General features: G+C 73.2%; 23 protein-coding genes. 21 read left to right on the top strand and 2 right to left on the bottom strand.

Annotated features, from left to right (window positions below):
- Positions 1-15: 15 nt before the first annotated feature.
- The 11 genes from QUV83_RS02140 to QUV83_RS02090 all read left to right on the top strand — a co-directional run bounded on the left by QUV83_RS02140 (position 16) and on the right by QUV83_RS02090 (position 9,580).
- The gene (locus QUV83_RS02140) at positions 16-1,800 is read left to right on the top strand and encodes a [protein-PII] uridylyltransferase (RefSeq protein WP_289562228.1); all 1,785 of its coding nucleotides are present in this window, start codon (positions 16-18) and stop codon (positions 1,798-1,800) included.
- Between the two features lie 27 nt (positions 1,801-1,827).
- Complete coding sequence (gene ffh / locus QUV83_RS02135) at positions 1,828-3,435, top strand: signal recognition particle protein (RefSeq protein WP_289562226.1); 1,608 nt, start codon at positions 1,828-1,830, stop codon at positions 3,433-3,435.
- 18 nt (positions 3,436-3,453) lie between these two features.
- The gene (locus QUV83_RS02130; protein ID WP_289562224.1) at positions 3,454-4,572 is read left to right on the top strand and encodes an amidohydrolase family protein; all 1,119 of its coding nucleotides are present in this window, start codon (positions 3,454-3,456) and stop codon (positions 4,570-4,572) included.
- A gap of 208 nt (positions 4,573-4,780) precedes the next feature.
- Positions 4,781-5,218 carry a 30S ribosomal protein S16 gene (gene rpsP, locus QUV83_RS02125; protein ID WP_289562223.1) on the top strand — a complete coding sequence of 146 codons (438 nt, stop codon included), beginning with the start codon at positions 4,781-4,783 and terminating at the stop codon, positions 5,216-5,218.
- Entirely contained in the window at positions 5,218-5,457 is a 240-nt protein-coding gene (locus QUV83_RS02120) for an RNA-binding protein (protein WP_066581989.1), read from the top strand. Before rpsP ends, QUV83_RS02120 begins: the two co-directional genes overlap by 1 nt.
- Before the next feature lie 128 nt (positions 5,458-5,585).
- The gene (rimM, locus tag QUV83_RS02115; RefSeq protein ID WP_289562218.1) at positions 5,586-6,164 is read left to right on the top strand and encodes a ribosome maturation factor RimM; all 579 of its coding nucleotides are present in this window, start codon (positions 5,586-5,588) and stop codon (positions 6,162-6,164) included.
- A 1-nt stretch (position 6,165) separates the two neighbouring features.
- Positions 6,166-6,963, top strand: coding sequence for a tRNA (guanosine(37)-N1)-methyltransferase TrmD (trmD, locus tag QUV83_RS02110; RefSeq protein WP_289562216.1), 798 nt, complete (start codon positions 6,166-6,168; stop codon positions 6,961-6,963).
- Between the two features lie 210 nt (positions 6,964-7,173).
- Positions 7,174-7,533 (top strand): 50S ribosomal protein L19, encoded by a 360-nt coding sequence (rplS, locus tag QUV83_RS02105; RefSeq protein ID WP_289562214.1) that lies wholly within the window; start codon positions 7,174-7,176, stop codon positions 7,531-7,533.
- A 202-nt stretch (positions 7,534-7,735) separates the two neighbouring features.
- Positions 7,736-8,428 (top strand): signal peptidase I, encoded by a 693-nt coding sequence (gene lepB / locus QUV83_RS02100; protein WP_289562212.1) that lies wholly within the window; start codon positions 7,736-7,738, stop codon positions 8,426-8,428.
- Positions 8,425-9,183, top strand: coding sequence for a ribonuclease HII (locus tag QUV83_RS02095; protein ID WP_289562210.1), 759 nt, complete (start codon positions 8,425-8,427; stop codon positions 9,181-9,183). The genes lepB and QUV83_RS02095 overlap by 4 nt, the downstream gene beginning before the upstream one ends.
- Positions 9,184-9,256: 73 nt before the next feature.
- Complete coding sequence (locus QUV83_RS02090) at positions 9,257-9,580, top strand: DUF2469 domain-containing protein (RefSeq protein WP_227569741.1); 324 nt, start codon at positions 9,257-9,259, stop codon at positions 9,578-9,580.
- A gap of 87 nt (positions 9,581-9,667) precedes the next feature.
- On the opposite strand, the gene QUV83_RS02085 is transcribed toward QUV83_RS02090, so the two are convergent.
- A complete protein-coding gene (locus QUV83_RS02085; RefSeq protein WP_289562207.1) occupies positions 9,668-11,704 on the bottom strand; it encodes a hypothetical protein in 2,037 nt (678 codons plus the stop codon).
- Positions 11,705-11,915: 211 nt separating this feature from the next.
- Here QUV83_RS02085 and QUV83_RS02080 point away from each other — a divergent pair, with 211 nt between their 5' ends.
- The 5 genes from QUV83_RS02080 (at position 11,916) to whiG (ending at position 17,254) form a co-directional block, all read left to right on the top strand.
- A complete protein-coding gene (locus tag QUV83_RS02080; RefSeq protein WP_289562205.1) occupies positions 11,916-12,272 on the top strand; it encodes a YraN family protein in 357 nt (118 codons plus the stop codon).
- Positions 12,273-13,826 (top strand): YifB family Mg chelatase-like AAA ATPase, encoded by a 1,554-nt coding sequence (locus QUV83_RS02075; RefSeq protein WP_289562203.1) that lies wholly within the window; start codon positions 12,273-12,275, stop codon positions 13,824-13,826. It abuts the gene before it with no gap.
- Positions 13,823-15,160 (top strand): DNA-processing protein DprA, encoded by a 1,338-nt coding sequence (gene dprA, locus QUV83_RS02070; RefSeq protein WP_289562201.1) that lies wholly within the window; start codon positions 13,823-13,825, stop codon positions 15,158-15,160. Before QUV83_RS02075 ends, dprA begins: the two co-directional genes overlap by 4 nt.
- A gap of 199 nt (positions 15,161-15,359) precedes the next feature.
- Positions 15,360-16,292 (top strand): tyrosine recombinase XerC, encoded by a 933-nt coding sequence (locus QUV83_RS02065; RefSeq protein WP_289562198.1) that lies wholly within the window; start codon positions 15,360-15,362, stop codon positions 16,290-16,292.
- Positions 16,293-16,315: 23 nt separating this feature from the next.
- Positions 16,316-17,254, top strand: coding sequence for an RNA polymerase sigma factor WhiG (whiG, locus tag QUV83_RS02060; protein ID WP_289562196.1), 939 nt, complete (start codon positions 16,316-16,318; stop codon positions 17,252-17,254).
- On the opposite strand, the gene QUV83_RS02055 is transcribed toward whiG, so the two are convergent.
- Positions 17,232-17,879, bottom strand: a complete 648-nt coding sequence (locus QUV83_RS02055; protein ID WP_289562194.1) for a M23 family metallopeptidase — start codon at positions 17,877-17,879, stop codon at positions 17,232-17,234. The two genes, whiG and QUV83_RS02055, sit on opposite strands and share 23 nt — an antisense overlap.
- Before the next feature lie 354 nt (positions 17,880-18,233).
- Here QUV83_RS02055 and rpsB point away from each other — a divergent pair, with 354 nt between their 5' ends.
- From rpsB to QUV83_RS02030, 5 genes are all read left to right on the top strand, one after another.
- Entirely contained in the window at positions 18,234-19,178 is a 945-nt protein-coding gene (rpsB, locus tag QUV83_RS02050) for a 30S ribosomal protein S2 (protein WP_289562192.1), read from the top strand.
- A 46-nt stretch (positions 19,179-19,224) separates the two neighbouring features.
- A complete protein-coding gene (gene tsf / locus QUV83_RS02045; RefSeq protein ID WP_289562190.1) occupies positions 19,225-20,070 on the top strand; it encodes a translation elongation factor Ts in 846 nt (281 codons plus the stop codon).
- Between the two features lie 91 nt (positions 20,071-20,161).
- On the top strand, positions 20,162-20,911 hold the full coding sequence (pyrH, locus tag QUV83_RS02040) for a UMP kinase (RefSeq protein WP_289562188.1): 750 nt from the start codon (positions 20,162-20,164) through the stop codon (positions 20,909-20,911).
- 45 nt (positions 20,912-20,956) lie between these two features.
- The gene (frr, locus tag QUV83_RS02035; RefSeq protein ID WP_289562186.1) at positions 20,957-21,514 is read left to right on the top strand and encodes a ribosome recycling factor; all 558 of its coding nucleotides are present in this window, start codon (positions 20,957-20,959) and stop codon (positions 21,512-21,514) included.
- Positions 21,514-22,389: a phosphatidate cytidylyltransferase gene (locus QUV83_RS02030; RefSeq protein WP_289562184.1), complete on the top strand. Its 876-nt coding sequence runs from the start codon at positions 21,514-21,516 to the stop codon at positions 22,387-22,389. The genes frr and QUV83_RS02030 overlap by 1 nt, the downstream gene beginning before the upstream one ends.
- Positions 22,390-22,408: the final 19 nt, after the last annotated feature.

The following is a 22,408-nucleotide window of genomic DNA, read 5'->3' as shown; positions in this document are numbered from 1 at the left end:
GGTTCAACGGATCACATGAGACACGGACGGCCGCCCGCAGGGGGCGCGGCCGAGGACGGGTCCGCCGAGGTCCCGTGCCCCGCAGCCATCGGGGTACGGGACCTCAAGGCTGAACGGCTCGACCTCGCGGCCCGCCTCACCGGCCCAGGGCAGGACGGGGCCGCGCGGCGCCGCGCCGGCGTGGACCTCGTCCACCGCCGCCTCGCGGAGCTGTGGCAGGAGGCGACGGGCGGGGAGCTCACCGGCATCGCGCTCGGCGCGGTCGGCAGCATCGGCCGCGGGGACGCGAGCCCGATGAGCGACCTCGACCTGTTGCTGGTGCACGAGGGGCGGGGGCACAGCGCCGAGGACGTGTCGGCGCTCGCCCAGCGGCTCTGGTACCCGGTGTGGGACGCCGGCCTCGACCTGGACCATGCGGTGCGCTCGCTCGCGCAGTGCCGCCAGGTCGCCTCCCGGGACCTGCCGGCGGCGGTCGGCCTGCTCGACCTGCAGCCGGTGGCGGGGGATCCGCTGGTCATCCACCACGCGCAGTCGGCGCTGCTGGCCGACTGGCGCTCCGCGGCCCGGCGCCGCCTGCCCGAGCTGCTGGCCACCGCCCGGCAGCGCGCTGAGCGGCACGGCGAGCTCGCGTACCTCATCGAGCCGGACCTCAAGGAGGCCCGGGGCGGCATCCGCGACGCCGTGGTGCTGTCCGCCCTCGCCGCCACCTGGCTCACCGACCGACCCCACGGCGCCGTCGACACGGCGTACGCGCACCTGCTCGACGTGCGCGACGCGTTGCAGGTGGTCACCCGCAGGCACACGAACCGCCTGCTGCTGGCCGATCAGGACGAGGTCGCGGAGCTGGCGGGCTTCGACGACCGGGACGACTTGCTCGCGAGCCTCGCGGAGTCGGGCCGGATCATCTCGTACGCCCTCGACACGACTGTCCGCAATGCCCGCCAGGCGCTGCAGCGGCCCGCGCGCAAGCCGGTGCTGGTGCGCGGCCGCCGCACGGCGCCCCGGCTGCGGCCGGTGGGCGAGGGGCTTGTGGAGCACGACGGCGAGATCGTGCTCGCCGTCGACGCGCGGCCGCGGGAGGACCCGCTGCTCTCGCTGCGCGCCGCGGCGACGGCCGCCCGCACCGGCCTGACCCTGTCGCCGGTGACGGTGGCCAGCCTCATGCAGACCCCGGCGCTCGAGGCCCCGTGGCCCCGCGCGGCGCGCACGTCGCTGCTGCAGCTCCTGGGATCGGGCCACGCGCAGGTCCCCGTCTGGGAAGCGCTCGACCTGTCGGGCGTCGTCACCACCTGGATCCCCGAGTGGGCCGCGGTGCGCAACCGGCCCCAGCGCTCGCCGATCCACCGTCACACCGTGGACCGGCACCTGGTGGAGACCGCCGCGCAGGCGGCGAAGGCGCGGCGGCAGGTGGGGCGGGGCGACCTGCTGCTGCTGGCCGCCCTGTTGCACGACATCGGCAAGCGGCCCGGCGCGGGGGACCACTCGACCGAGGGCGCCCGGCTGGCCGGGCCGATCGTCACGCGGATGGGGTTCGACGACCAAGACGCCGCCGACGTGACCCGGCTGGTGCGGCACCACCTGACATTGGCCGAGCTCGCCACCACAGCGGATCCAGACGACCCGGCGACGGTGGCGGCGCTGCTCGAGGCCGTCGACGGCAGGCTCGACCTGCTCGAGCTGCTCCGGGCCCTGACGGAGGCCGACGCGACCGCCGCGGGGCCCGCGACGTGGACCGCGTGGCGGGCCCGGCTCGTCGACGACCTGACCGCACGGGCGGCAGGTACGCTGGGACGTCCGTGATCCCGAGAAGAGCGTGAGGATCCAGCGGTGTTCGCCACCCTGTCCGACCGACTGACGTCGACCTTCAAGAACCTCCGCACCAAGGGGCGCCTGTCCGAGGCGGACATCGACGCCACTGTGCGCGAGATCCGCCGTGCGCTGCTCGACGCCGACGTCGCCGTCCCCGTCGTGCGCGCCTTCACCGGCGCCGTCCGCGAGCGGGCGCTGTCCGTCGAGGTCTCCGGGGCGCTGAACCCCGCCCAGCAGGTCGTCAAGATCGTCAACGACGAGCTCGTCGCGATCCTCGGCGGCGAGAACCGCCCGCTGCGCCTGGCCAAGAACCCGCCGAGCGTCATCATGCTCGCGGGCCTCCAGGGCGCCGGCAAGACCACGCTCGCCGGCAAGCTCGCGCTGCACCTGCGCGAGCAGGGCCACACGCCGCTGCTGGTCGCCGCCGACCTGCAGCGCCCGAACGCCGTCACCCAGCTGCAGATCGTGGGGGAGCGGGCCGGCGTGCCCGTCTTCGCCCCGCACCCCGGCAACCAGGGCCACGGCGAGGTCGACCCCGGCTTCGGCGACCCGGTGGGCGTGGCCCGCGAGGGCCTCGCGGCGGCGAAGGCCCGCCAGCACGACGTGCTGATCGTCGACACCGCCGGCCGCCTGGGCGTGGACGCCGAGCTCATGGCGCAGGCCGCGGACATCCGCGACGCCGTGCAGCCGGACGAGATCCTGTTCGTCATCGACGCGATGATCGGCCAGGACGCCGTCGCCACCGCGCAGGCCTTCGCCGAGGGCGTCGACTTCACCGGCGTGGTGCTGTCCAAGCTCGACGGCGACGCGCGTGGTGGCGCGGCCCTGTCGGTGGCGTCGGTCACCGGCCGGCCCATCCTGTACGCGTCCACCGGTGAGAAGCTCACCGACTTCGAGGTCTTCCACCCCGACCGCATGGCCTCGCGCATCCTCGACATGGGTGACGTGCTCACCCTCATCGAGCAGGCCGAGAAGGCGTTCGACGCCGACCAGGCCGAGGCGATGGCCGGCAAGATCGCGAGCGGCGAGGACTTCACGCTCGAGGACTTCCTGCAGCAGATGCAGGCCATGAAGAACATGGGCTCGATGAAGAAGATGCTCGGCATGCTGCCGGGCATGGGCCAGATGCGCGAGGCGCTGGACAACTTCGACGAGCGCGAGGTCGACCGCATCGAGGCGATCATCCGCTCGATGACGCCCGCGGAGCGCCGCACGCCCAAGATCATCAACGGCTCGCGCCGTGCCCGCATCGCCCGCGGCTCGGGCACCACGCCGAGTGACGTCAACGGGCTGCTCGACCGGTTCGCCGGGGCGCAGAAGATGATGCGGCAGATGGCCCGCACGGGCGGCATGCCGATGCCGGGCATGGGCAACCTGCCAGGCATGGGCGGCAAGAAGTCGCGTGGGCGCGTGGCCCCGCCGCCGAAGCGCAAGGGCAAGGTCGCCAAGTCCGGCAACCCGGCCAAGCGCGCGGAGCAGGAGCGGCTCGCCGCCGACCGCGCCGCGGGCATCGCGCCGGCGGCGCCCAAGGGCTCGGCGTTCGGGCTGGGCGGGGCGAAGGAGCCGGAGCAGGTCGACCCGGCGACGATCGACCTGGGCGCGCTGGGCAAGTTCCTCGGGCGCTGAATCGTGAAGGGCTGACGCGTGACAGAGCCGGCCGCCGCCGCGCAGGTGCTGCACCTGCGCGGCCCGGTGCTCCTCGACGACGAGCGGGAGGCCGCCGAGGCGTGGGTGGTCGGCGGCCGCGTGACGTTCGAGCGGCCGCACGCCTCGGCCGGTGATGTGGCGGAGGTCGAGGGCTGGGCCGTCCCCGGGCTGGTGGATGTGCACTGCCACATCGGGCTCGGCGCGGACGGGCCCGTGGACCAGCAGACCGCCCGGGCGCAGGCCCTGGCGGACCGCGACTCGGGCGTGCTGCTGGTGCGGGACGCGGGCTCCCCGGCGGACACCGCGTGGGTGCATGAGCATGACGACCTGCCGCGGCTGATCCGGGCGGGCCGGCACCTGGCCCGCCCCAAGCGGTATCTGCGGCACTACGGCCGCGAGCTGGCCGCTCCCGCCGACCTGCCCGGCGCGGTCGCCGAGGAGGCGGCGCGCGGCGACGGCTGGGTCAAGGTCGTCGCCGACTGGATCGACCGCGACCTCGGCGCGGACGGGGACCTGACGCCGCTGTGGCCCGCCGACGTCCTCGCCGAGGCGATCGGCGCCGCGCACGCCGCCGGCGCCCGCGTGACGGCTCACACGTTCTCCAGCGAGGCCCTCGACGCGCTGCTCGACGCGGGAGTGGACTGCCTCGAGCACGCCACCGGCGCCGACGCGGGCCAGATCGAGCGCATCGCCGCCGCGGGGATCCCGGTGACGCCGACGCTGCTGCAGGTCGCCCAGTTCGAGGCCATCGCCGCGCAGGCCGACGGCCGCTATCCCCGATTCGCGGCGCGGATGCGCAGGCTGCACGCCCGGCGCCACCAGCACGTCCGCGACCTGCACGACGCCGGGGTCCAGCTCCTCGTCGGCACGGACGCGGGCGGCACCATCGGGCACGGGCGGATCGCGGACGAGGCCGTCGAGTTGGTCGCTGCCGGCGTCCCGGCCCGCGAGGTGCTCGCCGCCGCGAGCTGGCGCACCCGCGCGTGGCTCGGCGTCCCGAGCCTGGCCGAGGGGGAGCCCGCCGACCTGGTCGTCCTGGCGGCCGACCCGCGCGAGGACATCCGAGCGCTCGCCGCGCCCCGAGCCGTGGTGCTCCGAGGCTCCCGCGTCCGCTGAGCGGGCGGATCGGCCGGCGCCGTCCGCCCAGGACATGCCCGGGAAGCGGTTGGGCGGACGCGCCGCGTCTGGCAGAATGTCCCGCGTACTCGGTGCGTCTGGCCCCTCTACCCGGCCGTACCGCGTCCTTCCGGCCTGACCCGTCCGCTCACCCCACGAGCAATGGACCCGTCGGGCCACCACAGCAGAAACCAGGAGAGACCACACTGTGGCCACCAAGATCCGTCTGAAGCGTTTTGGCAAGATCCGGGCGCCGTACTACCGCGTCGTCGTCGCGGACTCGCGCACCAAGCGCGATGGCCGCGTCATCGAGGAGATCGGCAAGTACCACCCCACCGAGGAGCCCTCGCTCATCGACATCACGTCGGAGCGGGCGCAGTACTGGCTGAGTGTCGGCGCGCAGCCGACCGAGCAGGTCCTCGCGCTCCTGAAGATCACGGGTGACTGGCAGAAGTTCAAGGGCCTCCCGGGCGCCGAGGGCACGCTGCGCACCAAGGCCACGCCGGCCGAGGGCGACGTGGCGGCGGCCGTCGAGGCTGTCGCGCTCGACGCCGAGAAGGCCAAGGCCAAGGCATCGGAGAAGAAGGCTGCCGCGAAGGCCGCCGAGGCTGCCGAGCCGGCCGCGTCCGAGGACGAGCAGGCCTGATGCTCGACGACGCGCTCGAGCACTTGGTGCGGGGCATCGTCGACCACCCGGACGACGTGCAGGTCAGCACGAAGTCCCTGCGTCGCGGTGAGCTCCTCGAGGTCCGGGTCCACCCGGACGACCTCGGGCGCGTCATCGGCCGCGGCGGTCGCACGGCGCGCGCGCTGCGCACCGTCGTCGGGGCTCTCTCGGCTGACGGCCCGGTCCGCGTCGACGTCGTCGACGTCGACCGTCGCTGACCTCTCGGCCAGCACCACGGCCGCTGCCCGAGCGGCACTCAAGGCCCGGTCCCCTACCCTGGGGACCGGGCCTTCGCTCTGCGCCCCCTGCGGGGCGAAACCTTCCTGAACTCTCGCGAGAGGACCTCATGCAGCTCACCGTCGCCCGCATCGGCCGAGCCCTCGGGCTGCGGGGTGAAGTGGTGCTCGACGTGCGCACCGACACCCCCGAGGAGCGCCTGGCCGTCGGCGCCGTGCTCCAGACCGTCCCCGCGTCCGCCGGGCCGCTCACGGTGGAGCGCGCCCGCTCCCAGGCCGGCCGCTGGACCGTGGCATTCGCCCAGGTCCACGATCGTGAGGCCGCCGAGGCGCTGCGCGGCGTCGAGCTCGTCGTCGAGGAGGACGAGAGCGACGAGGAGGACGCCTGGTACCCGCATGAGCTCGCGGGGCTGCGCGCGGAGCACGTCGACGGGCGCGTCCTCGGCGAGATCGTCGGCCTCGAGCACCTGCCCGCCCATGACGCCCTGCTGCTGCGTGAGCCCTCCGGGGCGCGCACGCTGATCCCGTTCGTCCGCGCGATCGTCCCCGTCGTCGACGTCGCCGGGGGCCGGGTCGTCCTGGACCCGCCCGGCGGGCTGCTGGCCTCCGACGCCGCGAACCTGGTCGTCAGCGAGGAGACGGGCCCCGCTGCGGGCGCGTCGGCCGAGCACGCGGAGGACGAGGGCTGACGTGCGCATCGACGTCGTCTCGATCTTCCCCGACTACCTGGCGCCCCTGGACCTGTCGCTCGTCGGCAAGGCCCGCGCGTCCGGGATCCTCGACCTGCGCGTGCACGACCTGCGGGACTGGACCACCGACCGGCACCGCACCGTCGACGACACGCCCTTCGGCGGTGGCGCCGGCATGGTCATGCGACCCGACGTGTGGGGCACGGCGCTCGACGACGTGCTGGGGGAGGGTGCGCACCTCATGGTGCCGACCCCGTCCGGCACGCCGCTGACCCAGCGCCGCGCCGAGGAGCTCGCCGGCGAGCAGCAGATCGTCATCGCCTGCGGGCGCTACGAGGGCATCGACTCGCGGGTCGCCGAGCACTACAGCCAGCGCCCCGGCGTGCGGGTCAGCGAGTTCTCCATCGGCGACTACGTGCTCAACGGGGGAGAGGTCGCGGCCCTCGTGCTCGTCGAGGCAGTCGCGCGGCTGCTGCCCGGCGTGGTCGGCAACCCGCACTCGCTGGTCGAGGAGTCGCACGGCGCCGCGGGGCTGCTCGAATACCCGGTCTACACCAAGCCGCCGCAGTGGCAGGGGCACGAGGTCCCCGAAGTGCTGCTGTCCGGGCACCATGCGCGCATCGAGCGCTGGCGCCGGGACCAGGCGCTGCAGCGCACCGCCGCCCGTCGCCCCGACCTCGTGGCGGCTCTCGACCCGGCAGGGCTCGACCGGCACGACCTCGCGCTCCTCGCCGAGCTCGGCTGGTCCGTCGAGCAGGGCCGGCTCGTGCGCGGGCCCGAGCAGGCGACCACGCCCTGACGGCCCGTTTCACCGACCTGCCAGCACTGTGGCAGACTAATCCTTCGGTGCGCTCGGTCGCGTCTCTGCCACAGGGGAGACGGCCACGGCCACTCCGGGTCCCGCAAGGGAGCCCCGGACGCACCAGACCATGAGCCATCAGGCCCCCGCTCGCGCGGCACGGCCTCGACGACGCTGCTGACCTGTGGCAGGGCGAGGAAGCGACATCACATGCACACTCTCGACCAGGTCGACGCGGCATCGCTGCGCACCGACATCCCGGCCTTCCGCGCCGGGGACACGCTGAAGGTCAACGTCAAGGTCGTCGAGGGCACCCGCTCCCGCGTCCAGGTCTTCCAGGGCATCGTCATCCGCCGCCACGGCGGCGGCGTGGGGGAGACCTTCACGATCCGCAAGATCAGCTTCGGCGTCGGCGTCGAGCGCACCTTCCCGGTGAACTCCCCGACGATCGACTCGATCGAGGTCGTCACCCGCGGTGACGTCCGTCGCGCCAAGCTGTACTACCTGCGCGCGCTGCGCGGCAAGAAGGCCAAGATCAAGGAGAAGCGGGACACGCCTGCTCCGAAGTGAGCAGCAGTCCAGCAGAGTTGATCGCGTCCTGACGGGCGGTCCCGGGTATCCCGGTGGCCGCCCGTCGGCGTTTGCCGATCCGATGTGGGACCGGTCTCATCCGGTTCGCACCAGATAGGTGACGCCCTGCTCGACATGGCACAGTGTGCAGGTGACCGATCAGCGAGCACCCGAACGTGGGACGTCCGAGCCGGAGGCTCCCGTGACGCAGCACAGGCGCCGCAGCGCGGGCGCCGTGTGGCTCCGGGAGACCGCGATCATCTTGGTGAGCGCGTTCATCCTGTCGTTCTTGGTCAAGACCTTCCTGGTGCAGGCCTTCTTCATCCCCAGCGCCTCGATGGAGGACACGCTGGTCGAGGGCGACCGCGTCCTCGTCTCGAAGCTCACCCCCGGGCCGTTCGACCTGAGCCGCGGCGACATCGTCGTCTTCAAGGACCCGGGCGGCTGGCTGCCGTCGAGCTCCACCGCCGACCAGGGGGCCGTCGCCGAGAAGGTCAGCCAGGCGCTCACCTGGATCGGCCTGCTCCCGCAGGACTCGGGCGAGCACCTGATCAAGCGCGTGGTCGGGCTGCCGGGCGACCGTGTGGCCTCGGAGGGGTCGGGCCAGCCCGTCACCGTGAACGGCGTCGCGATCGACGAGCCGTACGTCGCGCAGGGCGTCTCGCCGAGCGACATCTCCTTCGACATCACCGTCCCCGAGGGGTATGTGTGGGTGATGGGCGACAACCGCTCCGACTCCGCGGACTCGCGGTACCACCTGGGCGACCCGGGCGGCGGCGCGATCCCCATCGACAACGTCGTCGGCGCGACGTTCATCAAGGTGTGGCCGCTCGACCGGATGGGGCTGCTGCGCAACCCCTCCGAGACGTTCACGGAGGTTCCCGACCCGTCATGACGCTGCTGGAGCACCCCATCTCCGAGCCGCCGGCGCGAGCGCCACGGCCCCCGGCCCCGGTGCGCCGCAGCCCCGCTCTGCGGCATGAGCGCGTGATCCTGCGCGAGGGCGCCCGGCTCGTGGCGGGCATGGACGAAGTGGGGCGCGGCTCCCTGGCCGGGCCCGTGTCGGTCGGCGTCGTGGTGGTCGACGCCCGCACCCGCGCCTGCCCGCCCGGGGTCGCCGACTCCAAACTGCTCACGGCGGCCGCCCGCACGGCCCTCCTGCCGGCGCTGAGCCGCTGGGGGGTGGCCCGCGCCGTCGGGCATGCCAGCGCGGCGGAGATCGACGAGGTCGGCATCATCGCGGCGCTGCGGATGGCGGGGATGCGCGCGCTCGAGTCGGTGGCCCGCAGCGTCGGCCCGGTGGACGCGGTGCTGCTGGACGGCTCACACGACTGGCTGAGCCGGCCCGCCCAGGGCGAGCTATTCGGCGAGGTGGACCTGCCCGGCGCCGACCTCGTGGGCTCCCCGCGTGTCCATATGCGGGTGAAAGCGGATCTGACCTGCGCCTCCGTCGCCGCGGCGAGCGTGCTCGCGAAGTGCGAGCGCGACGGCCTGATGACGCGGATGGCAGCGGAGCACCCGCAGTACGCGTGGGACTCCAACAAGGGCTACAGCTCCGCCGACCACATCCGCGCCCTGCGCGAGCACGGGCCCAGCCCGCTGCACCGACGCAGCTGGCGCCTGCCCCTGGGACTCGACGCGGGGGAGTGAGCCCGCCGATCAGACGCCTCGCCGTGGCTCGCGCCTGTGCGCGACGCCCGCCGCGATGAGGGATGATGGCGGGGTGAGCGCCGAAGACCTGGAGAACTACGAGACCGACATGGAGCTCGCGCTCTACCGCGAGTACCGGGACGTGGTCGGGCTCTTCTCCTATGTCGTGGAGACCGAGCGCCGCTTCTACCTCGCGAACCAGGTGGACCTGCAGGTGCGCTCCGCCGCGGGCGAGGTGTACTTCGAGCTGTCGCTCGCCGACGCGTGGGTCTGGGACGTCTACCGGTCCGCGCGGTTCGTGAAGTCGGTGCGCGTCGTGACGTTCAAGGACGTCAACGTCGAGGAGCTCGCCAAGGCGGACCTCGACCTGTCCACCGGGGCGGGCTTCGGGCGCTGACCCCGGGCCGCTGCACACCCCGGGGCGCCGGGCACATGAACGGCGGCGCCGGGGCTGGTTGCCCCGGCGCCGCCGTCTAGCCCGCCCTCAGAGGCGGTCGAGGCGTCGTCGACGCATGTCGAGCATGAGCGCGCCGAGCGTCAGCGCGGCGAGCCCCCACACCCCGATGGGCAGCGCCTGCCCGCCGGTGGCGGCCAGGCGTCTGTTCACGGGGTCCGCGACCACAGCGGTCGGGTGCGTGGTGCGGCACGGGTCGCAGGTGCCGCCCGTCGACGGGGTGATGGAGTTGACGACGTTCACCACGCCGGCGGCCGTCACTCGTGCGGTGAACGTGAGCGTCTCGGTGCTGGTGAGCACCGGTAGCGTCCATCGGAACGTCGAGCCCTCACGGACGACAGTGCCGGCGGTTGCCGTCGGCCCCGACGTGATCTCGGCGTGGGGGAGCAGGCCCGCCAGGTCGTCGACCACCACCACATCACGAGCCTCCACGCCGCTGACGTAGCTCGCGGTGACGGTGTACGTGATGAGGTCGCCCCTCGCGACAGCCGTCCCTGTGGGCGGGTTGCTCGTCTTGGCGGACTTCCAGACGGCAGGCCCGTCGTCATTGAGGAACGTGCAGGAGACGACGGTGTTGACGGCGAGCGTCACGATGTACCTGCCGTCACCCGCGGCGCGCACCGGCACGGACGTCGTGCCGTCCGTGCAGGTCGGGCCGACCAGGGTGTAGCCGAGCGTGGGCGGCGCCGTCTCCCAGATGTAGTACTCGGTGTCGGGGCGCACTGTGACGGCGAACCCCGTGGTCGAGCCGGGCTGGGAGACGATCGCGATGCCGTCGACGTCGTCGACTGGCTCGGTGTGCAGCGTCCAGTGGTCCGGCTGCTGGATGCCGCCGCCGCTGTTGTCCACGTTCTTGATCAGCCGCAGCGTGGCGGCCTGGTTCAAGGCGGTGCACTCGACGCGGTATCCGAGCGGCACGGCGACGTCGCCGTCGATGCCGTCGGTGAAGCCCGGGATGCTGTTGCCCTGGGCGTCGACCTGCTCGCAGACCCAGCTGGCGGTGGTGCCCGCGACAGCGCCGGAGTTGATGAACGACACGTACCGGGGGTCGCCCGGGCTCTGCGTCAGCTCGTAGAGCGCGGCCGGCGAGACCTGGCCCTCGACGCCTGAGAGGCCGTCGGCGAACCCGATCGTCGAGCCGCCGCCCTGGGCGCCCAGCGTCCAGCTGGCGACTGAGGAGCCGTCGTTCGTGGTCATGAACAGCCGCAGGCGCGAGGTGCACTCGACCTCGTTGGTCACCGTGAGCTCGTTCGACCCCTTGGCGAGAGTGAGGTCGAACGACTCGCCCAGATCGACAGTGCCCTCGATCGTCGTGCCACGGATCGTGGCGCCGACGATCTCGCACAGGTCGACGTTGCCGACGTCTGTCGTCTCGGAGACGTTCACGGTGTCGCCTTGCGAGTAGCCGTCTTGCGCCTCACCCCACGGGGTGCTGTCGCCGTCGAGGAGGAGCGTGGCCTCGAGCCCTTCGGGCTGCTCGCCGTCCGGCACGGCTGCGGCCCCGTTCACCACCCATTCCTTGGCCACCTCGAGCGTGGCCGGTCGTGGCGGGGGAGGAGTGGGGGTGTGCGTGGGCTTGGGGGTGTGCGTCGGCTTGGGCGTGTGTGTGGGCTTGGGCGTGTGTGTGGGCTTGGGCGTGTGTGTGGGCTTGGCGGTGTGCGTGGGCTTGGGGCTGTGCGTCGGCTTGGCGGTGTGCGTGGGCTCGGGCGTCTCCGTGAGTGTGGGAGTCGGCTTCGGAGGGCGGGCCTCCTGTGGCTCCAGGGGCTCGGACGCCGATCCCTCTCCGATCGACGTCGACCCGTCGTCGATCGACGGAGCTTCGTCGTCGGCGAGGGCGATCGCCTTCTCGCCGCTCGTGGACGCGTCGGCGGCCGGTTCCGGGGAGTCGGCCGTGCCGGCGCCGGTGTCCGCTTCCGCGGAGCTCTCGGGGGCCACAGGCGCCTCGGCGGCCTGGGCGATCGGGCCGGCTCCGAGCGAGACCAGCGCGGTGAGGGCTGCGGTGGTGAGGCCGACCACAAGCCTGCGTGGGCCGTCGGGAGATCGACGACGTCTTGCCATGCTGGTCATAACTCCCCCTTGAGTGTTTTGTCCGGTTTTGTGAAGTTATCAGGGTGGTGGGGATCCGGCATGGCGGGCCGGATCGCGTTTTCCGCCGAGTCCCTCGTCGGCCTGCTCGCCCACCCCCAAGCCACGCCGGACCGGCCGCGTCCACTGGCTCCGCGCACACGCCCAGGGCGCCTGGAGCCCGTCCAGGAGAGTGGGCAGCGGAGGTGGTCACATGCGCGCGACGGATGCCGTCGGCAGGCATGGCGAGGACATGGCGGCGAGGTTCCTGCTCGAGGCGGGCTGGACGATCCTCGATCGCAACTGGCGCGGCGCCCGAGGCGAGCTCGACCTCGTCGCGCTCGACGGCGCCGAGCTGGTGGCCGTGGAGGTCAAGACGCGGCGCAGCACGGCGTTCGGCCACCCGGCGGAGGCGGTCACGGCGCGCAAGCTCGCGCGGGTGCGCCGACTCACCGCCGAATGGCTGCGGACCCACGACCTGAGGCCGGCCTCGGTGCGCGTCGACGTGATCGCCATCCGGCTCACCGGGCGTGGGCCGGCCCAGCTCGACCACCTGGTGGGGGTGGTCTGAGTGGCGCTGGGGCGCACCCTCGCCGTCGCGCTGGTGGGGCTCAGCGGCCACGTGGTCGAGGTGGAGGCGCACCTGGCGCCATCGCTGCCGGCGTTCAGCCTGGTCGGGCTGCCCGACGCCGCGCTCGGCGAGGCGCGCGATCGCGTGCGCGCCGCAGTCGCCTCAAGCGGCCTGGCGTGGCCGAACAGGCGCATCACCGTCAATCTGACTCCCGCGACGCTGCCCAAGTCGGGCTCGGGATTCGACCTGGCCATCGCCGTCGCCACGCTCGCGGGCGCCGGGCTGCTCGACGCGTCCGCCGTGCGCGGCGTGGTCCACCTGGGCGAGCTCGGCCTCGACGGGCGCCTGCGTCCGGTGCGGGGCGTGCTGCCCGCCGTCGCCGCGGCCGTGGCGGCCGGGCACCCGCACGTCGTGGTGCCGGCGGCGAACGCCCGGGAGGCCGAGCTGGTCCCCGGCGCGCGGGTGACTGCCGCGCACAGCCTGGCCGAGGTGGCCCGCAGATGCGGCGCCGACATCGAGGCTCCCGACGTGGCGCCCGTCGGCGCGGTGCACCTCGACGGCAGCATGGCCAGTGGCGTCATCGCCGACCTCGCCGACGTGGTGGGGCAGGAGGACGCGCGCGCCGCGCTCGAGGTCGCGGCGGCCGGGGCGCACCACCTGCTGATGGTGGGGCCCGCAGGCTGCGGCAAGACGATGCTGGCCGCGCGGCTGGCGGGCCTGCTCCCCGACCTGACCGAGCCCGAGGCAGTCGAGGTCACCGCCGTGCACTCCGTGGCAGGGACGTTCGACGCCGACGCCGGGCTGATGCGCCGCCCGCCGTTCGAGGACCCGCACCACACGGCGACCCCCGCTAGCATCGTGGGCGGTGGCAGCGGGGTGGCCCGCCCCGGCGCCGCCTCTCGAGCGCACCGCGGGGTCCTCTTCCTCGACGAGGCCCCCGAGTTCCAGAACGCGGTGCTCCAGACCCTGCGCCAGCCGCTCGAGCACGGCGAGGTCGTGATCCACCGGGCCGCTGGCGCCGCACGCTATCCCGCCCGGTTCGTGCTCGTCCTCGCCGCGAACCCCTGCCCCTGCGGCAGACACGTCGGCAAAGGGCTCGACTGCACGTGCACCCCCGACCGGCGGCGGCGCTACCTCACCAAGTTGTCCGGACCGCTGCTCGACCGGGTCGACCTCCAGGTCGAGCTCCACGCCGTCTCGCGCGGGGCGCTGGCCCGCTCGGCGCACGCGGCCGGGCCCGGGGAGTCGACCGCCACCGTGGCCGCCCGGGTGCGTGACGCGCGGCATGCCCAGGCCGACCGTTTGGCGGGCACGCCGTGGCGGACGAACGCCGAGGTGCCCGGACGCTGGCTCCGCGACAGGCTCGGCCCCGACCGGGCCCTCAGCGCCGACCTCGATCGCGCCCTCGACCGTGGCACGTTGAGCCTGCGAGGCGTCGACCGGGTGCTCCGCGTCGCGTGGACGCTCGCCGACCTGGCGGGGCGGGCTGCGCCCGGGCGGCCCGACGTCGGTCAGGCACTGGCCCTGCGCACCCGCGGGCAGGGGGCGCCATGACGGCGGACACGGGGGACACGGGGGACACGGCGGCCGGGGACTGGGACGCGGAGACGCTGGCCCGGGCGGCATGGAGCTCGCTGGTCGAGCCGGGCGACCACGTCGCCGGCGTGCTCGTGGGCCGCTACGGCGCCGGGCCGGCGCTGCGGTGGGCGCGGCTGGCAGCCGCCAGGGGAGTCGCGGTCGCACTCGCCGAGTTCGAGGCCCCCGGGGATGGTGGCGACGTTGAGCCTGATGGCGTCCCCGGAGTGGACAGCGACCTCGAGGGCGAGGCCTCCGGAGGGCCAGGGCCGCTCGACCCCGGCGGCGCGCTCCAGCAGGTGCGGCGGCGACTGGCCACCGCCGTGTCCCGGTGGGAGCCGAGGCTCGCCGAGCTCGACCCCCGGCGCGACCTCGACAAGCTCGCGCGGTCCGGCGGGACGCTGCTGCATCCGGCGAGCACCGGCTGGCCCTCAGTCGTCGACGACCTCGGCCCGGGGGCGCCGCTGTGCCTGTGGGTGCGGGGCGAGGACGATCTGGCCGCCTTGGCGCGGGGCTCGGCGGCGCTCGTCGGGTCGCGCGCGTCGACCGCCTATGGGGTGCGGGTGGCCACTGACCTGGCGGAAGGGCTGGCCGCGCGTGGGGTCGGCATCGTGTCCGGCGGCGCCTACGGCATCGACGCCGCGGCGCATCGCGGCGCGTTGGCGGTCGACGGTCGCACCGTGGTGCTCCTCGCCGGGGGTGTGGACCGCCTGTACCCACAAGGAAACGCCCGCCTCATCGAGGCCGCGATGGCCTCCGGGGGCGCCGCGGTCAGCGAGGCGCCGCCTGGCGCGATCCCCCTCCGCAGCCGGTTCCTGCAGCGCAACCGCCTCATCGCCGCGCTGGGCTCGGCCACCGTGGTGGTGGAGGCTGCCTGGAGGTCGGGCGCCCTGAGCACCGCCCACCATGCGGCGGCGCTCCTGCGGCCGCTGGGCGCGGTGCCCGGGCCGGTGACGTCCGTGGCGTCAGCGGGGTGCCACCGCCTGCTCCGCTCGGGGGCGGCGGTGTGCGTCACCGACACCGCCGAGGTGCTCGAGCTCCTCACACCCGCAGGCGGGCTGGCCACGGCGGGCGGGGGCCCGGAGCCAGGCCCCGCCACAGACGCTCGGCCGGGCGACGACCTGGACCCCGGCGCCCGGCGTGTGCTCGACGTCCTCCCGCGCCGCGGGGCCGCGAGCCATGAGGACCTCGCACGCCGGGCCGGCTTGTCGGTGGCGGAGGCGCGGTCGGCTGTCGGCGTCCTCGCGCTGGCCGGGCAGGCCGAGCGGACGCCGTCGGGCTGGAGGCTCTCGTCACCACGGGCGGGCGCCTGAGGAGGACGCCGGGTGGTCGGCCGGTCGCGCTCGGCCAGCACGGGCGGCCGCTCAGTCACTTCCGTACATCACAATTCGGTCTCGACAAGACTTGTGAGAAGCGGCGTTTAGGACATCCGGCGAGGTATCTCCGAGGCAGCGGGTGAACTGTGGGCGAGGCCGCTTGTGGGCCGACTGTGTGACAGGCCACGGTAGGGGCATGACAGCAGTCAGCGAGGTCAGGGCGACGGCGGACCAGGTCCGTGCGCTCGCCGACTTCGCCACGCATCTGCGCCTGCAGCGCGGGCTGTCCGACCACACCGTGCGCGCCTACCTCAGCGACCTCGAGCACCTGCTCGCGTACGCCGGGCGGCAGGGCTATGACGACCTCGCCGACATCGATCTCGGCGTCCTGCGTGGCTGGCTCGCCAGCATGGCCGCCGCCCAGCGCAGCCGGTCGACCCTCGCGCGTCGAGGTGCCGCGGCGCGGACCTTCTTCGAATGGGCCAGCCGCACGGGCCGGGTGCCCGCCGACCCCGCGCTGCGACTCGCCAGCGCGCGGGCGGCCCAGCACCTGCCCACCGTCCTGGCGGTGGACTCGGCCGCTCGGCTCCTCGACGTCGCCCGGACCCGCGCGGACGACGCCGACCCGGTGCACCTGCGGGACTGGGCGGCACTCGAGCTGCTGTACGCGACCGGCGCCCGCGTGGGCGAGATCTGCGGGCTCGACATCGACGACGTCGACCTCGACGAGCGGACCGTCAGGGTCTTGGGCAAGGGCGACAAGGAGCGGGTGGTGCCGTTCGGCATCCCCGCCGCCGACGCGCTGGGCCACTGGGCCTCCCGCGGGCGCCCCGTGCTCGCGACCTCGGACTCGGGCGCCGCGTTGTTCCTGGGCCGCCGCGGCGGACGGGTGGACCAGCGCCAACTGCGCGCGGCCTCCCATGAGGTCGCCGGGCTCGCCGGCGTCGACGACATCGCCCCGCACGCCCTCCGGCACAGCGCGGCGACCCACCTGCTCCAGGGCGGATCAGACCTGCGCAGTGTGCAGGAGGTGCTGGGCCACGCGAGCCTGGCGACCACCCAGAGGTACACGCACGTGACCGCTGAGCGGCTGCGGGCGTCGTTCGAGCAGGCGCACCCCCGGGCATGACCCCTGACGAGAGGAGGAGCGAGATGACCGCACAGGCCGAGTCTGTCGTGCTGCTCGCATCCCGGACGCACTCCACGGTGACGGCGCCGGAGGGAGTCATCCCCCAGCCGCACACCGCGGAGGCCATCGGCACGCTTCCGCAGCAGCGCCGCCTCAATCTCGTCCGGCCAGCCGACGACACCGACGCGCCCTCCGCCGAGGAGGCCATCGAGCTGGCCTGGGTCGAGTTCAAGGCCCACGGCGACCGGCGGGTGCGCGAGCAGCTGATCCTGCATTACGGCGCGCTGGTCACAGCCGTCGCCTCGCGTGTGGGCATGCGGCTGCCGAACACCGTCGAGCAGGCCGACCTGGTCTCGTACGGGATGTTCGGCCTGATCGACGCGATCGAGAAGTACGAGCTGGACCGCGCCGTGAAGTTCGAGACGTACGCCAGTGCGCGCATCCGGGGCGCGATCCTCGACGAGCTGCGGGCGATGGACTGGATCCCGCGCTCGGTCCGCACCAAGGCGCGTGCCGTCGACCGCGCCTATGCGGAGCTTGAGAGCGAGTTGCACCGCACGCCGAGCGAGGCCGAGGTCGCCGAGCGGCTCGACGTGGGCATCGGCGAGCTGCGCTCGGTCTTCACGCAGCTCTCCACCGTGAACGTCGCCGCACTCGACGAGCTGATGGGGGCGGGGTCGGAGCGCTCCGACAAGCTGAGCCTGATCGACACGCTCGGCGACGACCGGGCGCGCGACCCCGCGGGGAGCTTCGAGGCCCAGGAGACCAAGTTCCTGCTGGCCCGGGCGATCGAGCAGCTCGGCGAGCGCGAGAAGATCGTCCTGATCCTCTACTACTACGAGGGCATGACCTTGGCGGAGATCGGCCGGGTGCTGGGCGTGACGGAGTCGCGGATCTCGCAGATGCACACGGCGGCGATGCTGCGCCTGCGCGCGAAGCTCACGGAGTCGGAGCGCGCCTGACGTCCTCCCCTCCGGGGAGGAGGACCACGGGCCCGCCGCCGCTGAGCAGCGTGAGCGGGTCGAGGTACGCCTCGCCCTCCCGCACGCCCCAGTGCACACAGGACACGGGCGGGCAGTGCGCCGAGCCGGACTCGACGTGGCCGACGGTGTCGCCTTGCCGCACGGCGGACCCGGGGGAGAGGTCGCTCGCGACGGGCTCGAGGCTCGAGCGCCGCCCGTCCGTGTGCACGATGGAGAGCACGGGCCGGTCGACGACCAACCCTGCGAAGGACACCGTCCCGTCTGCTGGCGCGCGCACGGCCTCACCGGCGCCGGCGGCGAGGTCGACGCCGCGATGCCCGGCCGCCCAGGTCGCCGGCGGCCGCTCGAATGGGCGCAGCACCGTGAGGGTGGCGGTCGGCGCGACGTAGCCGGCTCCCGCCGCCGCCCGGCTCGTGTCGCCTTGCCCACCCGCGTGGCCCTCGTCGACGGCACTGCCATCCGGCGGGAGCCCGCCAGCCGCCGCTGACGATGCGCCGCCCTCGTCCACGGGTCCCGGCCCGACGGACACCGCCCCGTAGGCGAGGGCGCCCGCGAGGGCGAGGACGGCGATCGCCGAGGTGATCCCGCTGGTGAGGCTCGTCATGGCGGGATCCTCGCGGTCCTCGACGCGGCGGGCTCCGCGCGGCCGGCGGCCTGTGGGCGCGCGCTCGTCCGGGTGCGCTGTGGGAGGCGTCGGGCAGTCGGGTACGATGACACACGCGACCGGTCCGCACCGGTCGACATCGCGCGCCACCTTCTCCTCCGAGCGCCCTCCCGTGGGGCGGTCTAGGTCGAGGGTCGGCGCTGGCAGCGGTCCGGGCTCCTGAGCCCGGCGCCAGCGACGACGTGGCGCCAGGGGCGCCGGTCATGTGACCGGAGCCGACAACCGAGATGCGGGTCCCGCACAGGGGCCCGCCCAGACGTGCGCGCTGGCAGGCGCGCACCGAAAGGACGTGCCATGGCCGTCGTGACCATGCGCCAGCTGCTCGAGAGCGGTGTCCACTTCGGACACCAGACCCGCCGCTGGAACCCCAAGATGAAGCGCTTCATCTTCACCGAGCGCAACGGCATCTACATCGTCGACCTGCAGCAGTCGCTGACGTACATCGACGCCGCGTTCGACTTCGTCAAGGAGACCGTCGCCCACGGCGGCACCATCCTCTTCGTCGGCACCAAGAAGCAGGCGCAGGAGCCCGTGGCCGAGCAGGCCGCACGCGTGGGGATGCCCTACGTCAACCAGCGCTGGCTCGGTGGCATGCTCACCAACTTCCAGACGGTGAACAAGCGCCTGCAGCGCCTCAAGGAGCTTGAGCTCATCGACTTCGACGACGTCGCGGGCAGCGTCTTCACGAAGAAGGAGCTCCTCATCATGCGTCGCGAGCGGGACAAGCTCGCCAAGACGCTCGGTGGCATCCGCGACATGTCGAAGGTTCCCTCCGCTGTGTGGATCGTCGACACGAACAAGGAGCACCTCGCCGTCGACGAGGCGCGCAAGCTCGGCATCCCGATCGTCGCGATCCTCGACACGAACTGCGACCCCGACGTCGTGGACTACCCGATCCCGGGCAACGACGACGCGATCCGCGCCGTCGCGCTGCTCACGCGGGTGATCGCCGACGCCGCCGCCGAGGGCCTGACGCAGCGCCACTCCGGCCGCGCCAGCGCCGAGGGCGCTCCTGCCGCCGAGGCTGAGCCGCTCGCCGAGTGGGAGCGCGAGCTCCTCGCCGGCGCCGAGGCCGCTGCTGTGGCCGAGGAGGTCGCCACGGCCGAGGTCGTCGCCGAGACCGTCGTCGAGGCCGCTGAGGTCGTCGAGGCAGTCGAGGCCGCTGAGGTCGCCGAGGCCGTCGTCGAGGCAGTCGAGGACGAGGCCGCCAAGTCCGAGGGTGACGCCGCGTCCGAGTGACGCCGGCACCCATCGCTCCCACTGACGAGAAGAACGGACACATCTGATGGCGAACTACAGCCTCGCGGACATCAAGGCGCTCCGGGAGAAGACCGGCGCGGGCATGATGGACGTCAAGAAGGCGCTCGAGGAGGCCGCGGGCGACCCCGACAAGGCGCTCGAGATCATCCGCGTCAAGGGCCTCAAGGGCGTCGGCAAGCGTGAGGGCCGCTCGGCCTCCGACGGCCTGGTCGCCGCGCACGTCGGCCCCACGCCGGACGGCGAGGGCGCCGCGGGCGTCATGGTCGAGATCAACTCGGAGACGGACTTCGTCGCGAAGAACGTCACCTTCATCACGCTGGCCGACAAGGTCCTCGACGTCGCCGTGTCCTCCGGGGCCCGCGACGCCGACGCCCTGCTGGCTGTCGACGTGGATGGCACGCCGCTGCAGAACGTGGTCGACGAGACCGCTGCGACGCTCGGCGAGAAGGTCGTCGTCCGCCGCCTCGCCCGGGTCGCGGGGGAGCACGTCGAGGTCTACCTGCACAAGGTGAACAAGGACCTCCCCCCGCAGGTCGGCGTGCTCGTCGCGACCGACGCCGCGGGGGCCTCGGTGGCGCGTGACATCGCGACGCACATCGCGGCGTTCTCGCCCACGTTCCTCACCCGTGAGGACGTCCCGGCCGAGACGGTCGCCTCGGAGCGCCACATCGCCGAGGAGACCGCGCGCAACGAGGGCAAGCCCGAGGCCGCGCTGCCGAAGATCATCGAGGGCCGTGTCAACGGGTACTTCAAGGAGAACGTCCTGCTCGAGCAGGCTTTCGCCAAGGACCCGAAGAAGACCGTCGGCCAGGTGCTGGCCGAGGTCGGCGGCTCTGTGACGGAGTTCGTGCGCTTCCGCGTGGGCGCCTGACCCTCGCACGCATGAGGCAGGTGGCCCCGGCCCGCTGGGGTCGGGGCCACCCGCACATCTGGACCATCACCACCGGCAAGTTGGAGGAACCGTGGCGCAGGACGCGACCGCAGCGCACGACGGAGCGGCCGAGCCGGCCCGCCGGGTGCTGCTCAAGCTCTCGGGGGAGACGTTCGGTGGCGGTGGCATCGGCTTGGCCCCGGACGTCGTGCAGCGCGTCGCCGCGGAGATCGCCGTGGCCGTGCGCGGCGGGGTGCAGGTCGCGATCGTCGTCGGCGGCGGGAACTTCTTCCGGGGCGCCGAGCTGTCGCAGCGCGGCATCGACCGGGCCCGCGCCGACTACATGGGCATGCTCGGCACGGTGATGAACTGCCTGGCATTGCAGGACTTCCTGGAGCAGGCGGGCGTCAGCACCCGCGTGCAGACCGCGATCACCATGGGGCAGGTCGCCGAGCCGTACATCCCGCTGCGTGCGATCCGGCACCTGGAGAAGGGCCGCGTCGTCATCTTCGGCGCCGGCGCCGGCATGCCGTACTTCTCCACAGACACCGTCTCCGTGCAGCGCGCCCTCGAGACGCACTGCCAGGAGGTGCTGATGGGCAAGAACGGCGTCGACGGGGTGTACTCCGCGGACCCGCGGACGGACCCGACGGCCGTCAAGCTCGACCACCTGACCTACACCGACGCGCTCGTCAACGACCTCGCGGTGATGGACGCGACAGCGATCAGCCTGTGCCGGGACAACGATGTGAAGATGCGCGTCTTCGGCATGAGCGAGAGCGGCAACGTCACCCGCGCACTCCAGGGTGAGAAGATCGGCACGCTGGTCACCGCGAACTGACCGCAGCCCGCCCCGCAAGCCCACGACGTAGACGAAGGAGCACCGGTGATCGACGAGACCCTCCTCGAGGCCGAAGAGAAGATGGACAAGGCGATCGAGGTCGCCAAGGAGGACTTCGCGACGATCCGCACGGGACGCGCCAACGCGGCGATGTTCTCGAAGATCTTCGTGGACTACTACGGGACGCCGACGCCGCTCCAGCAGCTCGCGTCGTTCAACGTGACCGAGGCGCGCACGATCCTCATCTCCCCGTTCGACAAGTCGTCGATGACGGCTGTCGAGAAGGCGCTGCGCGACTCGGACCTCGGGGTCAACCCCTCGAACGACGGCAACTCGATCCGCGTCGTCCTGCCCGCGCTCACTGAGGAGCGCCGCAAGGACTTCGTGAAGCTGGCCAGGACGAAGGCGGAGGAGGCCCGCGTCGCGGTGCGCAACATCCGTCGTCGCGCCAAGGAGGTGCTGGACCGCATCGTCAAGGACGGCGAGGCCGGCGAGGACGAGGTCGCCCGCGCGGAGAAGGAGCTGGAGTCGCTGACGAAGCGGCACGTCGAGGTCATCGACACCGTGCTCGCCGCCAAGGAGTCCGAGCTGCTCGAGGTCTGATGTCCCCGAACGCCGTCCGCACCGCCACCGTGCCGCCCACCATGCCGCCCGCAGCGCGCACCCCCCGCGCCGGCCGCGACCTCCCTGTCGCGACGGTGGTGGGCTTGCTGCTGCTCGCGCTGGTCGGCGCGTCGCTGTTCGTCCGCAAGGAGGGCTTCCTCCTCCTGGCGGTGCTCGCGATCGGGGGCGGCCTGTGGGAGCTCGCGCAGGCGTTCGCCCGTCGGGGCATCCACCTGCCGTTGCTGCCGCTGATCGTGGGAGATGTCGGCATCATGGTCTCGGCGTACACCGCCGGGCCGGAGGCCTTGTTCGTCGCGTTCATGCTGACGGCGGGCGGTGTGGTGATCTGGCGGGTGCTCGACGGCAACGGGGCGCCGGCGTTGCGCGACGCGACGGCCGGGATCTTCGCCGCCGCGTACCTGCCGTTCCTCGCCGGTTTCGTCATGCTGCTGCTGGCGATGCCCGATGGCGCCCAGCGCGTGCTGCTGTTCATCCTGCTCTGCGTCGCGAGCGACACCGGCGGGTATGCCGTCGGCGTGCTGATCGGGCGGCATCCGCTGGCGCCGTCGGTCAGTCCGAAGAAGACCTGGGAGGGCCTGCTCGGCTCCGTGGTCCTGGCCTGCGTCGTGGGCGTGGTCGGGCTCCGCGTGATGTTCGACGGGGATCCCGTCGTCGGGGTGTTCCTCGGCGTGGCCACAGTGGTCACAGCGACGCTCGGCGACCTCTCGGAGTCGCTGATCAAGCGCGACCTCGAGCTCAAGGACATGGGGTCCCTGCTGCCGGGCCACGGGGGGCTGCTGGACCGCATCGACTCGATGCTGTTCGCGGCGCCGGTCGTCTACCTCATCCTGAACGTGCTCCAACCCGTCGTGTGAGCGCGCTCGCGCATCCGAC

It is taken from the genome of Cellulomonas cellasea (assembly GCF_030372105.1).
GTDB classification, from domain to species: domain Bacteria; phylum Actinomycetota; class Actinomycetes; order Actinomycetales; family Cellulomonadaceae; genus Cellulomonas_A; species Cellulomonas_A cellasea_A.
The sequence above is the reverse complement of the archived record's forward strand: the minus strand, read 5'-3'. Positions and strand labels throughout refer to the sequence as shown.

Bases quoted from the DNA above. Each gene is read 5' to 3' on its own strand.
- QUV83_RS02080 (WP_289562205.1), top strand. From the start codon at position 11,916: ATGCGCGCGACGGATGCCGTCGGCAGGCATGGCGAGGACATGGCGGCG.
- rplS (WP_289562214.1), top strand. From the start codon at position 7,174: ATGCACACTCTCGACCAGGTCGACGCGGCATCGCTGCGCACCGACATC.
- tsf (WP_289562190.1), top strand. From the start codon at position 19,225: ATGGCGAACTACAGCCTCGCGGACATCAAGGCGCTCCGGGAGAAGACC.
- whiG (WP_289562196.1), top strand. From the start codon at position 16,316: ATGACCGCACAGGCCGAGTCTGTCGTGCTGCTCGCATCCCGGACGCAC.
- rimM (WP_289562218.1), top strand. From the start codon at position 5,586: ATGCAGCTCACCGTCGCCCGCATCGGCCGAGCCCTCGGGCTGCGGGGT.
- QUV83_RS02055 (WP_289562194.1), bottom strand. From the start codon at position 17,879: ATGACGAGCCTCACCAGCGGGATCACCTCGGCGATCGCCGTCCTCGCC.
- QUV83_RS02095 (WP_289562210.1), top strand. From the start codon at position 8,425: ATGACGCTGCTGGAGCACCCCATCTCCGAGCCGCCGGCGCGAGCGCCA.
- QUV83_RS02140 (WP_289562228.1), top strand. From the start codon at position 16: ATGAGACACGGACGGCCGCCCGCAGGGGGCGCGGCCGAGGACGGGTCC.
- rpsB (WP_289562192.1), top strand. From the start codon at position 18,234: ATGGCCGTCGTGACCATGCGCCAGCTGCTCGAGAGCGGTGTCCACTTC.
- QUV83_RS02030 (WP_289562184.1), top strand. From the start codon at position 21,514: ATGTCCCCGAACGCCGTCCGCACCGCCACCGTGCCGCCCACCATGCCG.
- QUV83_RS02065 (WP_289562198.1), top strand. From the start codon at position 15,360: ATGACAGCAGTCAGCGAGGTCAGGGCGACGGCGGACCAGGTCCGTGCG.
- QUV83_RS02085 (WP_289562207.1), bottom strand. From the start codon at position 11,704: ATGACCAGCATGGCAAGACGTCGTCGATCTCCCGACGGCCCACGCAGG.
- QUV83_RS02120 (WP_066581989.1), top strand. From the start codon at position 5,218: ATGCTCGACGACGCGCTCGAGCACTTGGTGCGGGGCATCGTCGACCAC.
- dprA (WP_289562201.1), top strand. From the start codon at position 13,823: ATGACGGCGGACACGGGGGACACGGGGGACACGGCGGCCGGGGACTGG.